This window comes from Candidatus Chloroploca sp. Khr17 (assembly GCF_004138165.1).
Taxonomy (GTDB): domain Bacteria; phylum Chloroflexota; class Chloroflexia; order Chloroflexales; family Chloroflexaceae; genus Chloroploca.
The window spans coordinates 19,167-32,455 of the sequence record NZ_RYFF01000056.1 but is presented as its reverse complement, the minus strand read 5'-3'; the positions used below and the strand labels follow the sequence as shown (position 1 = coordinate 32,455).

The following is a 13,289-nucleotide window of genomic DNA, read 5'->3' as shown; positions in this document are numbered from 1 at the left end:
CGTGAGGCAACGATGCTTGTCAAGGTTACATCTAACGTGAGGCAATGCGGGCGGCAAATCTAGTTGACATTTAACACTTGTGGCACTGCCCGCGGGGCCGAAGCCCTGCCCGCAGTCGAAGGCGAAGCTAAGCATGTCGCCGCCAGGGTCACTCGCCCCGCTCAGGCTTAGGGTGAAGGGCTGGTCGGCGGTGGCCGTCGCCGGGGCCGCGAGGGTCGCCGTGGGCGCCACATTCTCCACCGTCACCGTCGCCGCGCTTGTCGCGCTCTGGCCCGTGGGCAGCGTGCCGCGCACCGCCACGGTGCGGGTGGACGGGCCATCCACGCCCGCCGCGCGGAAGCTCGCCCCCTGACCCACCGTCTCGAAGACCCCGTCGCCGTCGAGGTCCCAGGCGAAGCTCAACCCGCCCTCACCCGTCGCGGCGAGCGGCACGCTCATGCCCTCGGCGACCGTGTAGGGGCCGCTGGCGCTGACCTGGGGCGTGTAGGGCTGGCTCGGTAGCAGCGCAGGGGCGCTCACCGTCTCGCTGCGCGCCAGGCTTGGGCCGGCCAGGGTTACGCCGCCCTGCTCGCCCGCGGCGGTGTAGCGCTGCACCTGGGCGTAGTAGGGGCCATCGAGGCCCTGCAGCTCCAGCCGCAACTCACCGCTGACCGGGCCGAAGATCAGGCCGAAGCCGTCGCCCTGGCCGCGCCAGAAGCTGTTCGGGATCTCCTGGAGCGGCCCGGTCGCCTCGCTCCAGCCCAGCCGCCGGCCCTGCCCGTCCACCACAAAGCCTTGCACCGGATCCAGCACTACCGTAGCAATGTTGCCAAGATCCTCGCGACCGAACGCCGCCAGGTTCTCCGGCTTGAGCGGCGCGTCCAGGGTGAGCAGGATGGCGGCCTGGATGTCGAAGTTATCCAGCAGGTCGGTGTGAGTTACCTTGCCCTGGGTGTCGATGCCTCTGCGGTAGGTCAGCACGCGGGCCCGCGGGTCGTTCACGAACTGGCCCACTGCTGAAAGCGTCGGCACCGTGCCATCGCCGGCGTTGTTCTCGAAGTCGTCCCAGAAAAAGATCTCGCCCGCTGCGGCGTCGCTCTTAACAAAGTCTGTGAAGGGCGAGAGCACACTCGCTGCGGGGCCGACGTCCTGCGAGACATAGAGCGGCGTACGCTCGCTGATCCCGGCGATGGCCGTCAGCCGAGTTCGCTCCAGAAAGACGTTCGGGTCGCGGGTGGGGTCGATGTCGGCACCGTTGTTCAGATCAAGCAGCAGATGATTGGCAAACGTCCCCGTATGCACCGGCTCCAGGCGCCGCGAGCCGTTGTCAAAAAAGGCGTAGGTGGCCAGCAGGGTGTTGATCGTCGGCACGTAGCGCTTGATAAAGGGCACCGGATCCATCTCGCCGGTCGAGGGGCGTACGAACTCGGCGCGCGAGATCTCGAGGTCAGGGCCGGGGATGATTGCGCCGGCATCGACTTTCTGGAAGGCGTGGTTGGCGATCTTGGAGAGCACGGCACTGAACGAGGCGTCGATGCCCCAGTTGTCGTGGAGCGGGTTCCAGGCCTTGGAGGCGCCGCGATGTGGTACGCCAACCGAGATGAAGTGGCGCACCTTGGGCAACTCGGCGCCCGTGGCGGGGTCGTACACACCGCCATAGGCGGTGCTCTGGATGTAGGTGCGGGTGACCAGGCCGCCGGTGGAGTGGGCGATCACATCGACGTAGTCGAGCGGCGTGCCGTAGACATCGCGCCAGAGCGCCTCGGCGGCGCGGGCGGCCTCGCCGAAGTAGTCCACGCCGTAGGTGTACTCGTTGTCGCTGATGTCGCGAGGGTTGAGGCCGAGAATCACGCCGTCGTAGCTGTAGCTGCCGTCGGCGTTCGGCAGCGGTGAGGGGCCGGGGACGAGGCGCCAGTCGTAATTGGCGATGAAGATGTCGCGGTCGCGCCGGTAGCCGGTGTTCTCCAGAGTGGTGAGGATGCCGTCGTAGGAACGGATCAGCGGGTCGATCTCGAGCAGGCCGGGGGCGACGCCGCGGTTGAGCAGCCAGAACTCGTCGTCGTTGCGGGCGTAGTTGCCGCCGATGCCGGGAACGAAGACCAGGGGGCGGGGGCGGACGCGCAGGTCGCGCGAACGGGTGCGGGTGCTGGCGTCGGGCAGGGTGAGCTCGATTTCGAGGGTGTGGACGCTGCCCGGGGTGGAGGGGTCGCCGTCGGCAAAGGCCATGCCGCTGGTGGTGAGTTCGCACTGCAGCTGGAAGGGCTCGTCGGTGCCGGTGGGAGGCACCGTGGCGGTGGCAGGGCAGCCGGCGAGAGGCCGGTCGGTGGTGGCGTTGTGGAAGCGAACGGCCACGGTCACGGGGGCGCTGCCGGGGTTGCGGATGGACGCGACCAGGCGGGCGGGGCTGCCGTCGGGCAGATTGACCTCCTGGTCCGCGGGGGGCAGGTTGACCCACTCGGCGCTCTCGCGCTCCTGGCGCTGCAGAGTCAGGTCGGCGAGTTCGACGCCAACTTCGGGGGTCAGCAGGTAGAAGCGACCTTGCTGGCCGGCCGCAGCACCCTCGACGAGGATCTGGCCGGCGTTGTTGATGCTCACCGCCCGCACGAGATTGAGCTGCAGCTCGGCGGGCAGCAGCTCGGCTAGGCGGTAGAGCACCCCCCCGCGCCAGATCACCGGGCCAACATTCATCAACTCGCCAATAACCTCGCCGTTGTCGTTGATGTCAAACGCTCGTCCGCTAAGGGCTGTGCCGATGGGCAGATCGGCAATGGTGCCATCGGCCTGCCAGATCACCGGGCGCTCTAGGCGCTGGGTGGTATAGGCGAAGCCGGCGATCTGGCCCTGGCTATTGATCGCCTCGGGCCGCGTGTAGCTGCTGTCGGGGGCGGTCAGCACCTGTACCTGATTGTTGACATAGCGGAAGCCCGCCATAACAGAGCTGTTGCCGACGTTGAGCAGGTAAACGCCAACGGCCTGGTTCGTTTCGTTCAGGTCGGTGGTAATAACCGCGCCGGTGTTGCTCGGCGCGGGCAGGAAGCCGAATGCGCCACTGTTCCAGAAGACTGCGGTACCTCGATTGGGGTAGGTGCGATAATCGGTGACCGCGACGTAGACCACCCCTTGAGTGTTCAGTTTGGCCGAAGAGAGATAACTGCTGTGCCAGTAGTAGGGTTCCGGACGGGTTGGTGTGACATACGAGCCCCCGATCCAGATGTGGAAGCTGTTGCTGTCGCGCACCAGGACATGGCCGGCATCGTTCAGCGCGGAGGGCTGCGGGTAGAACGGCTCCAGCTCGCCAGCAAGCATGGGCAGCCTGGTGAAGCGGCCATCCTCCCACAGCTCGGGGATGTCGTTCGGGCGGGCGGCAAAGGTGCCGATCACCTGCCCGCGGTTGTTGAGGTCGACGGCGCGAAAAAACTCACCTTGCGGCCCTTCCAACACTTGTGCCTGGTAGCTTGGTGGTGGCGGGGGCGGCGGGGGTTCCTGAGCCCGCGCCTCTGGCGCAGCCGGCGCGAACAGGCTCAGCACGACGGCGGGCAGCAGCAGCAGGCTCAGCAGCCTGCGCAGCCGGTTGGTGGACACGGGCGAAGTGGTAAACATCTCCTCGCTACTCCTTCGGTAAGTCGTGACGGATGACACACCTATTGAAGCAGCCGGCCTCAGGCCGTGGGAGTCACAGACTCATACAGCTACCTGGACAGCCGCCCACGAGTCTGTCCCAGTTCTTGTCACGGTGTACGTGTTCACCCTTGGGGTAAAGCACCACCCTGGGAGCGCGGGCGGCTCGCCCGCTCTGGTCTGGATGCGGGCGAGCCGCCCGCGCTCCCAGGCGAAGTGTGAACAGTTATGTCACGGTTGTGCGATCCATGCCTTCAAGCCTGGCACCCTTTCGCGTGACTATCGCCATTGGAGCAACCTGGCACCGACACCGTCGGCGCAGAGCGGGTGCGTCCTGGGTGTTACCACGCCAGTGATACACCTGGCTGTCATACCTACGGTACAAGCGGTTGTCTTACTCTGTCACGGGTCAGCGTGGTTCGCACCTGCTATCGTAACCCTCGGTGGAACGTCCACCAGCCCAATGCAATACTGACAGGAGTGCCATATGCCCCGCGTGAAAGAGATGATCATGATCGCCCTCGCCCTGGTCGTCGGTGTCACCGCCAACCTCGGCACCAATCCCGCCGCCCAGCCGATCGCCGGCCAGCGGGTCGAAGTCGAGGACTTCAGCAGCGTCCGCGCTGCGCGGAGTCAGAACCCGACGCTGCTGGATCAGCTTGAGCCCCAGGACAACGCCGAGGTGGCGGGGGCAAGGCGCCGTTTGACCGACATGCTTTAGCGGCCCCCGGATGTTACGAGGTGCCCCCTGGGCCACGCCAGGGGGCAGGGGTAAGGAGACACCCAATGTTCAAGCTCCATTCCCGCGACAATCCGCAGGCTCCGGCGACGAGTCGCGGTCAGATGATCTGGTCTGTACAGCGGAGACCATGGTTGGCATACGCGCTCCTCGGTCTTGGGTTGCTGCTGCTGCTTACCGGAACCGGCGTGCGCATACGCGAGGGCAACCTGATGCTCGCGGGCGTCAGCGAGGGTAGCGATCTGCTCGTGCTCTCAGGCAACCTCCATGTCACGGAACGCGCCCGACTCGACAGTGGGCTCTTTGTGCTCTGCTGCAACGTGCTGGTGAACGGTGAAGTTCGCGGTGACGTTCAACTGCTCACCGGCAATCTGCACCTGGGGCCGCAGGCCCGGGTGTTGGGTGATGTCGGGCTCGGCAACGGCAACTACAACCAGGATCCGACGGCACAGGTAGCAGGGACGAGCGGCGGGATCGGTGCAGGTTTCTGGTGGGCTCTCGTGCGCGCCTTCTGCCTTGTCCCCACGCTGCTGCTCGCCAGCGGACTCCTGCTCGCACATCGGTGGTGGCGTCGCGGTCTGCTTGAGCGGCGCAGCGAACCTGTCTGACACGAAGCAACGACTTGCGCGTCCGGCGCTCCGAGCCGCGCAACGAGGTAATTCAGACCTTGACACCGTGCAGTTCATTAAGCTCTATTGAGGAGATAGCTTATCATGATGATGAATCGCCCGTTCCGCCTTGTCCTGCTGCTCGCGCTGGCGCTCCTGCTCCTGGGTGGCCTGCTGCCACTCGGCCTGCCTGCCGAGGCGCAGGAGACCACAGCGGCCTACCGCGTGTACATGCCGATGGTCATCGTCGAGCGCGGCCAGCCGCCGGTCAACCCCGGCGACCCGCCGCCGCCGCCGCCGCCGCCGCCGCCGCCGCCGCCGCCGCCGCCACCGCCGCCGCCGCCTCCGCCGCCAACTGGCTCGTTCTTCCTGCCCGGCGAGGCGCCAACTCGCAACTTCGCCGCCGTCTACGACTCCACTGGCGTCATGCATCTGGTCTTCGTGCGGCACACCCGCGCCGAGAATGTCCAGGAGTTGCTCTACGGCCAGTGCCCCGCCGATGCGGACTGTGATCGCGCCGCGAACTGGCACACCGTGGTGATCCATAGCGGCAACATTGGCTCGGTTCAGCTCGCCGTTACCGCCGACGGGCGCCCGCGGTTGGCCATCCAGGACGAGTTCACGACCGTCAGCGTTCGCCTGGCCTACATGGCCTGCGAAGCGAACTGCCTGACCAACGCCGGCTGGGAGGGCATCGCCTTGGGCCAAGGGCTCTCGTTCGGCGGAGCTTTCCTGCAGCATAGCGACCAGCGCTGGTTCGCCATTGATCGCACCGGCCTGCCCCACATGCTCGTCGCTACCCAGCAGGGCAGTTTCTATCTCAGCTGTAGCCAGGCCTGCGCCACCGGCGGCGAGGGTTGGAGCGTCACCTCCCTCGACACCACCGGCGACCCCTTTCTCACCACGCAGCTCTTCGACCCGGTGCTACGGGTCGGCGAGGATGGCCGGATCCATATCCTGGGCAGGATCAGTCGGCCCGAGTTGGTCTACCTGACCTGTGCGGCCAACTGCGCCGCAGCGGAAAGCTGGCAGCGACTGGCGCTTGCGGACTACAACCAGCAAGCCATCAGCGACCAGCTCCCGATGGCGGTCTACCCCGCGAACCTGGACATGGAGCTCGACCGGACCGGGGGCGTGGTGGTCGCCTTCGGCGGGCCAACACCAGGGATGGACGCTCCGAACCGGGCGTATCTCCTGCGCTGTGCGACGGGCTGCATCGAGGCTGGTAGCTGGAGCGGGCGGCCCTTCGCCAACAACGGAGCCTTTGGGCTGAACATGCAGCTTGACCGGCAAGATCGACCGTTCTGGCTGTTGGCTGCGGCCACAAGCGAAAACGGTGAGCGGATCGTGGAGTTGGCAACATGCACGACTGGCGACTGCTACGCCCCAGATGCAAACTGGCAGGCGCGCATCATCAGCAGCTCTAATGAGATGGAGACGGAGCTGCCGATCAAGAACCCGGTCGCCACGCCGCCGGTGTGCAGCATCCCCACCAGCAGTTGGGAGCACGCCACCAACCAGCTCCTCGTTACTCACAACGGTGGCATGCGCCTGCTTACCAATGCCGTAGGGACAAGCATCTGCCAGCCGGGGATGGACGAGTGGATCGACCAGTGGGGCACCAAAAAGCGGGGCCGGACGATCGACGTTTGGGTGTTCACCGCCCGGGCCCGCTGGACGATCGTACCGTAGGGGTACGGCGCGGTCGTTGGTGAGCAGCGGCTGGAGGCTCGAGTGGAACCAGCCCGGCCACATGTTCGTCATGCAGCCCGACGGAGCCGCTTTCGGCGTTTGCTCCGACGGGCTGCTATAGTAAATATTAGTGCATTTTCAGGAAGTACCCAACCTATGAATCTCTTACGACATCCAATTCGCAGCGCGAGCCAGTTCATCCTCGCGGGCATCACCGCGCTGGCTCTCGCCACCTGTGTCGCGCAACCCGCCGAGCCGATCGGCAGCCCCGGCGCTCCCATCGTCGGCCCAACCCGCATCCCAACCACGAGCGCAACGAGCGTTCCCACTCTGGCGCCCAGCACGGTCCCTACGACCATGCCGAGTGTTGCGCCCACCACCACGCCCACCCGTCCCTCCAACACGCTCGTCGGCCCCGAGTGGACGGTGGCCTTCCAAGGCGACTTCGACGGCAACGGTCGCCAGGATGTCATTGCCTTCAAGCCCTCGTCGGTTCGTTCGAGCGTGAACCCGGGCGCGGTCAGCTTTGCCGCCGTGGTGAGCGAGGCGGTGTTGGTGGAGTCCAAGGCCGACGGCACGCCGTCGGTACGGGTGCTCGGCGATCTGGGCGGCCTGAGCATCGACGGCACGCGCGTGATTGCCCACACCAGTTCCCATCCCGCCGCCTACATGCTGGCGCTGATCAACGACCGGCGGCAGTTCCTGCTCTATCCGCTGGACGCTCAGGGTCAGCAGACCAGTTACCCTATCGGGGCGGCCTACGACCAAGCCACAGGTAGCTACAATCGGCTCGGTGGCGAGATCCCCGGCGGGCAGTCCCTGCTCGGCTCTGAGTGGACCTTGATCACCTCGGGGGATTTCGATCGCAACGGTCGCAGCGATATGCTTGGCTACAAGCCCGCCAACGTGAACTCCGGTGTCAGCACCAGCGGCGGCTACCTGTCCAGCGAGGTTGTGGTGGCCGAGCGCGACCCCAGTGGCGCTCCAGTGGTGCGCCTGCTGATCACCCGCGATGGGGTGCTGGCCGACAATCTGTCAGTGGCCAGCTTCGGCAGCGGCGACAATCGGCCCGCAGGGTTCATCGTGCGGCTCCAGGGCGCAGAGCGCAAGCTGGTGCTGACGCCGCTCAACGGCGCCGGCGAGCAGTACGCCCAGGATGTGGCGATCAGCTATGTGGACGTGGTGGGCCGCTATGTCGTCGCCGGACCCGGCGGTGTGCTGCCGCTGCCCCTTGTCGGCCCCGAGTGGACCGTAGCGCTCAACGGGTCATTCACCCCCGGCGTGAGCGATGGGGTGATCGCGTACAAGCCCGCAAGCACGCCCGTGGGCTCCATACCGCCCTTCGACTTCTTTGCGGTACCGGCGAGCGAGTTCGTGCTCGTCGACCGGGCGGCGAACGGCGGTGCCGCAGTGCGCCTGAGCGCCAATCTCGACACGATCTCCGCTGATGGCCAGGCGCTTGTGCAACTCAGCCAGAACGGCGTCCGCCCCTCGGCCCTGCTGGTCCGCGGAAGCGCCGACCGGAGCGTTCTCTTCACCCTGCTGAACCGCGATGGCATGCCCTTCGGCCCCGAGTTCAAGGTCTACTGGGATAGTGGCGTCCTGGCCTACCGGGTGACCAGCCTCGGTTCTGGGGGCTACCAGCCCACGCCGCCCGTCGAGCCCCAGACGCCGTCCGGCTTTACTGAGTTGAGCCGGGACGACCTCAACAGCGACGGCCTCCCGGATTTGGTGGCCTACGTGCCCTCAGAGCTTGTCCTGGCCTCGGGTGAAGTGGTGGCGAAGGAACTGGGGATCTTCGTGGTTGGCGGGAACGGCACCGAGGCCCAGGCTAGTCTGCTCAACGGCGCGATCTACGCCGGTGGCTACCTGATCTACGCCTTTGGGGACGGGAGCGGCTCACCCTTCCCCGTTGCATACACCGTGGTCTTCGGCGACGCTGGGCTCATCCTCACCCCGCTCGCGAGCAACGGCGCTGTGGCGGGACGCAGCGTGCTGCTGGTCTGGAACCCGGCCACCGGTGCCTACGCCGCGACGCCCCGGTGAGCCCTTGCCCAGGCCGCAGCGGCCTGGGCTGTTTACCTCCGAGCACGACTACTTCGGCAAGGTATATAGACGTATCGCGATAGAGTGAGAGGATCGAACAATGCAGAACCAATGGGTGGATCTCGGACGGCGCCTTGCTCTGGGTGTACAGGCGAGACCTGGCGATCTGGTACTGGTACGGGACGTCGCGGGCAGTCCCGAGTTGCTGCTAGAGACCGTGCTCGCCCTTGAACTCCGGGGCGCCGTCGCGCTCCCCTACCTGATGTCGGCCGCGAAGATGGAGCAGATGCTTGCCGCGAGTGACCCGGCGCTCATCACCGCCCATGGCGCGGGCTGGACACAACTGCTGCAGCGCATCGATCGCGTGCTGATCCTCGGCGGCGCTCAGCCGAAGCTCGATCACGTACCACCAGAAGCCCGTGCCGCCTTCGACGCTCTCGACACACAGTGGACCGCCGTAGAGGAAACGCGACGTCTCCCGTACCTGGTTGCTGCCATTCCCACCGCGGCCCAGGCAGACAGGTTTAATCTGCTGCCCGAAGCGCTGCTGGCCCACCTGATGCCCGCGCTACTCGCCCCCGTCGAGGAGTTACGGGCGGAGATCGGGCGCGTTCTGGCGGTCGCCGGGGTGGCTGAGCGCCTGACCATCCGCACTGGTGAAGACCACGAGTTGCGCATGATCCGGCGCGGTCGCCCTTGGCTTGCCGACGACGGGGTGATCGATGCCGACGACCAGGCCACAGGGGCGCTTGTGAGCAACCTGCCTGCTGCGTCGTTGTACACAACCATCGTCGAAGAGAGTGCCGAGGGGAGTGTTGCGTTGGAGCGTGTGGGGTCGGCTCGCGGGGTCGTGTTCCAGTTCCGCGACGGGCGGATCGTCGCGATCGAGGCAGAGACAGGAGCCAATGAGCTTGCGGCGTTCCTTGACTCCCACGACGGGGAGCCGCGGCGAATCAGTCACGTTGGCATCGGGCTTAACCCTTATTTGCGCATGCCGATCGGCTGGACACTGGTAGACGAGCATGTGCATGGTGCGCTGTTCCTGGCGCTGGGAGAGAACCGCTACATGGGCGGCGCCAATCGCTCGTCGCTCAACATCGACTTCGCCCTCGGCAACGCCACCCTCCGTGCCGACGGGATGACCCTGGTCGAGCAGGGCCAGGTGACGGTATAGGCGCTCCGCTGATCTGTTCCCACCAGGGCACAGGTAGCGGCCTAATGGTCTTCCAGAAATGAATCCGGTCTAGCCCACGAAGGTGGGCTTCGCTCCCCCTAGCCGAGGGCTTCAGCCCCACGGCATCAGGCGCAGAGCGGATCATTTCCTGCAAAACCATGAGGCTGGCACTTCATCTGTTGACCCACACCCCGCCGCATCAAGCGTACGTCTTCACACTTGCGGGAACAGGCAACCCTGGGAGCGAGGGCGGGACACCCTCGCTCCCAGGGAAAGTGTGAACTCTATACATGCAGCTTTGCGCCTTTGCGCCGTTGCGTCAAAAAAACCGCCTTATTTCTTTGTCGCCGCAAGGTCGCCAAACGGCGGCAAGGCGAGCCGTACGAGCCAGTCGCGTAGCCACGTGGGGAGGTGGGTCAGCACGAGTTGGCCGTACGCGTCGAGCCCAATCACGTAGCGCGCCCGTGGGCGACGGCAAGTGATCGCCTGGCCGACGACGCGGGCAACCCGCTCGGGCGGGATGCCCATGCCTGGTTTGACCGTGGCTTTCACCATGTCGATCAGGGGTTGGTAGGGGGCCAGGCGCGCCTGCGATACGTCGGCCAGCATCTGGAGACTCGATGCGAGCGTTTTGTCCCAGATTGGCGTCGCGATGATGCCCGGCTCGATGCAGACCACCCGAATGCCCCACGGGCTCAGTTCAATGCGCAAGGCGTCGCTGCATGCTTCGAGGGCGAATTTTGAGGCCGAGTAAGGGCCAAAGAGCGGGTGCGTGAAGCGCCCCGAAATCGAGCCCATGTTGACAATCGTGGCAGGGCGGGACGATTCGCGCAGCAATGGCAAAAAGGCCTGGGTGACGGCGATCGGTGAGAGCGTATTGACTTCGAGTTGGCGGCGAAACGCATCGATCGGCACCACCTCGAGTGGCCCTGGCACGGCAATGCCCGCATTGTTGACCAGGGCGCGCAGGCCATGCCCATTGGTCTGGGCGCGAATTGTGGCAACAGCGGCGTCGATCTGGGCAGCATCGGTGACATCAAGCATCACAGGGGTCACACGGCCCCCACTCACAAGCCGCAACTGCTCGGCATCCTCGGGCGAACGCACCCCGGCGAAGACCTGAAAGCCCCGTGCGACCAGATGGAGGGCGCATGCTCGCCCGATCCCGGTTGAAGCGCCTGTAATCAAGACTGATCCAGCCTGGTTGTTCATCATCGACCTCTTGTGAGTTTTCTGGCGTCGTTCGCCGACCATGAATGGGGCCACGAAGCAACGAAGAGCGCATCGAGCCGCCCATATTCGTTTATTCGTTCTCAATATTCGTGGTCGGCGGCACCCCCGGGAAATGTAGTTCCCAGATTATTTAGTGGTGTCTGTAACGTACGTTTTCCGCTAGCTTGCCACCCTGAGCACAGCGAAGGGTCTCAGGCGTCCCAATGGCTGCCATGCTTCGCTGCGCTCAGCATGGTAGCCGCGTCGGGCGCTAAAAGCAAGTGTACGGGTGGGGTGACAGCGTGTGCTACTATAAGCTTATGATGAAACAAGATCCCCATCCATCAGATGATTTTCGACCTGCTGAGGGAAGCACGCCAGACCGCGCAGCGATCCGTGATGTTGATGATGCCACGAGGGAAAACGCGGCCACCACTGCCGATCACGTCTCAGCCCGTGATGCTGATGATACTACTGGGGGGAACGCTGACGAACGTGCCGAGCAAGTGTTGGTTCGTGACGCTGGTGAGGCCGCCGCTGAAGCGGCGCATCTTCCCGTATCCACAGCACCTCAGGCAACCGATCAACTACGAGCCAGAACTGAGGCTGATACTGAACTGACCGAATATCTGGGGGCAAGCCAGCAGCGCCGGCGTCTCTTTCCTCGGGCGGCACTGGTTGGCTTCCTGGCTGGCCTGGTGGCGATCATTTTTCGTGGCCTGCTGGCTCTTGGTGAGCAGGCGCGTGATGGCCTGATTGCATGGTCGCAACACTATCCTTCGGTCGGGTGGCTGGCCCCGATGCTCTTTGGGGCAACAGGCGCAGTATTGGCCGTCGGCATCACCCGCCGCTATGCGCCCGAAGCAAGCGGAAGCGGCATTCCTCATATCGAGGCCGTTTTGTATCGGTTGCGCGAATTGCGCTGGCGGCGCATCATCCCTGTCAAACTGGTAGGCGGAGCCCTCGCGCTTGGTTCAGGGCTTGCCCTGGGGCGCGAAGGTCCAACGGTGCAATTGGGTGGTGCGATCGGCGGTGCAGTCGCCGAGTGGTTGCGTGCCCCAGTCCGTGAGCGCATGACATTGATTGCCGCGGGTGCCGGGGCTGGCTTGGCGGCAGCATTCAATGCGCCATTAGCTGGTTTAGTCTTTGTCTTAGAAGAAGTGCGGCGTGATTTTCGCCCGATGGTCTTTGGGGCGGCCTTTATTGCAGCAGCAGTGGCCGATATCCTGTCGCGCTTGGTGGCCGGCCAGTTACCTGTGTTTACCATCCCTGATTATGCCATGCCCCCGCTTGCTGCCTTGCCCGCTTTTGCGGTGCTTGGTTGCCTTGCTGGTGGGCTGGGGGTGCTCTTCAACCGGGGGCTGCTCTCCACCTTGAACTGGTTTGGCAGCTTGCGACCCGGTGCCATTCTGGGGTCAACTGCGGCAATCGGGGCTGGGGCTGGGCTGATCGGTTGGTATGCGCCCATGCTGATTGGCGGTGGGCATACGTTGACCGAACATGCGCTGGTTGGCGAGGTAGCGTTGACCTTGATCCCGCTCTTTTTTCTTGTGCGCCTGCTGCTCACCTTGTTGAGTTATGGCACGGGGGCACCTGGTGGAATTTTTGCTCCACTGCTTGCCCTCGGCGCTTTGATTGGCCTCGGGGTTGGCGAAGTGGCCCACGAGCTTACCCCAACCGCTGTGCCCGAGCCTGCCGTTTTTGCTGTCGTGGGCATGGCGGCCTATTTTACGGCGATTGTGCGGGCACCCCTGACGGGCATTGTGTTGATTGTGGAGATGACCGGCAGCTATAATCAGATGCTTCCCCTGCTTGTGGCGTGTTTGTGTGCGTATATGGTTGCGGAAGCGCTCAGGGAATTGCCGGTGTACGAGGCGCTGTTGGAACGCGATTTGCATCGCAATGGCATCACGTATGCGCTCCGCGATCCCATGGTGCTCGAGCTAGAAATCAAGCCGGGGGCTCCCTTTGTCGGGCGTGCCATCCGCGATCTTGGCCTGGCCCCGGGATGCATCATTGTGCGCTGCCACGACGGTGCGCGTGAATGGGTTCCCACGGCGGCCACCCGGCTTGAACCACACATGCGCATTACGGTTGTGCTGGCCCCTGGCGCTGATGCGCAGTTGCATTCCCTGCGGAGTGGGTGCGCAGCCGATGGCGAGGTGACGCTGCTACTCTCAGGACGAGATGACCAGAGCTAGTTAAATAGTTTTTCACTTGA

Annotated in this window: 7 protein-coding genes and 1 pseudogene; 6 read left to right on the top strand and 2 right to left on the bottom strand. The window is 64.8% G+C overall.

The window, feature by feature from the left end:
• Nucleotides 1–3,579: pseudogene (locus tag EKD05_RS21595) on the bottom strand (hypothetical protein); the annotation flags it as partial.
• Between the two features lie 505 nt (nt 3,580–4,084).
• Here EKD05_RS21595 and EKD05_RS21590 point away from each other — a divergent pair.
• The 5 genes from EKD05_RS21590 (at nt 4,085) to EKD05_RS21570 (ending at nt 9,856) form a co-directional block, all read left to right on the top strand.
• Nucleotides 4,085–4,318 (top strand): hypothetical protein, encoded by a 234-nt coding sequence (locus EKD05_RS21590; protein WP_129677037.1) that lies wholly within the window; start codon nt 4,085–4,087, stop codon nt 4,316–4,318.
• Nucleotides 4,319–4,383: 65 nt separating this feature from the next.
• Nucleotides 4,384–4,944: a polymer-forming cytoskeletal protein gene (locus tag EKD05_RS21585; protein ID WP_129677035.1), complete on the top strand. Its 561-nt coding sequence runs from the start codon at nt 4,384–4,386 to the stop codon at nt 4,942–4,944.
• A 105-nt stretch (nt 4,945–5,049) separates the two neighbouring features.
• A complete protein-coding gene (locus EKD05_RS26505; RefSeq protein WP_205704027.1) occupies nt 5,050–6,636 on the top strand; it encodes a hypothetical protein in 1,587 nt (528 codons plus the stop codon).
• Between the two features lie 156 nt (nt 6,637–6,792).
• A complete protein-coding gene (locus EKD05_RS21575) occupies nt 6,793–8,682 on the top strand; it encodes a hypothetical protein (RefSeq protein WP_129677031.1) in 1,890 nt (629 codons plus the stop codon).
• 100 nt (nt 8,683–8,782) lie between these two features.
• The gene (locus EKD05_RS21570) at nt 8,783–9,856 is read left to right on the top strand and encodes an aminopeptidase (protein ID WP_129677029.1); all 1,074 of its coding nucleotides are present in this window, start codon (nt 8,783–8,785) and stop codon (nt 9,854–9,856) included.
• Between the two features lie 333 nt (nt 9,857–10,189).
• Here the strand turns inward: EKD05_RS21570 and EKD05_RS21565 are convergent, their stop codons facing one another.
• Nucleotides 10,190–11,071: an SDR family oxidoreductase gene (locus tag EKD05_RS21565; protein WP_205704026.1), complete on the bottom strand. Its 882-nt coding sequence runs from the start codon at nt 11,069–11,071 to the stop codon at nt 10,190–10,192.
• Between the two features lie 317 nt (nt 11,072–11,388).
• On the opposite strand from EKD05_RS21565, the gene clcA reads away from it, so the two are divergent.
• Entirely contained in the window at nt 11,389–13,269 is a 1,881-nt protein-coding gene (gene clcA, locus EKD05_RS21560; RefSeq protein WP_129677027.1) for a H(+)/Cl(-) exchange transporter ClcA, read from the top strand.
• The last annotated feature ends 20 nt before the right edge of the window (nt 13,270–13,289 follow it).

Coding starts and splice junctions, on each gene's coding strand:
- EKD05_RS21590 (WP_129677037.1), top strand. CDS start 4,085: ATGCCCCGCGTGAAAGAGATGATCATGATCGCCCTCGCCCTGGTCGTC.
- EKD05_RS21565 (WP_205704026.1), bottom strand. CDS start 11,071: ATGATGAACAACCAGGCTGGATCAGTCTTGATTACAGGCGCTTCAACC.
- EKD05_RS26505 (WP_205704027.1), top strand. CDS start 5,050: ATGATGATGAATCGCCCGTTCCGCCTTGTCCTGCTGCTCGCGCTGGCG.
- EKD05_RS21575 (WP_129677031.1), top strand. CDS start 6,793: ATGAATCTCTTACGACATCCAATTCGCAGCGCGAGCCAGTTCATCCTC.
- clcA (WP_129677027.1), top strand. CDS start 11,389: ATGATGAAACAAGATCCCCATCCATCAGATGATTTTCGACCTGCTGAG.
- EKD05_RS21570 (WP_129677029.1), top strand. CDS start 8,783: ATGCAGAACCAATGGGTGGATCTCGGACGGCGCCTTGCTCTGGGTGTA.
- EKD05_RS21585 (WP_129677035.1), top strand. CDS start 4,384: ATGTTCAAGCTCCATTCCCGCGACAATCCGCAGGCTCCGGCGACGAGT.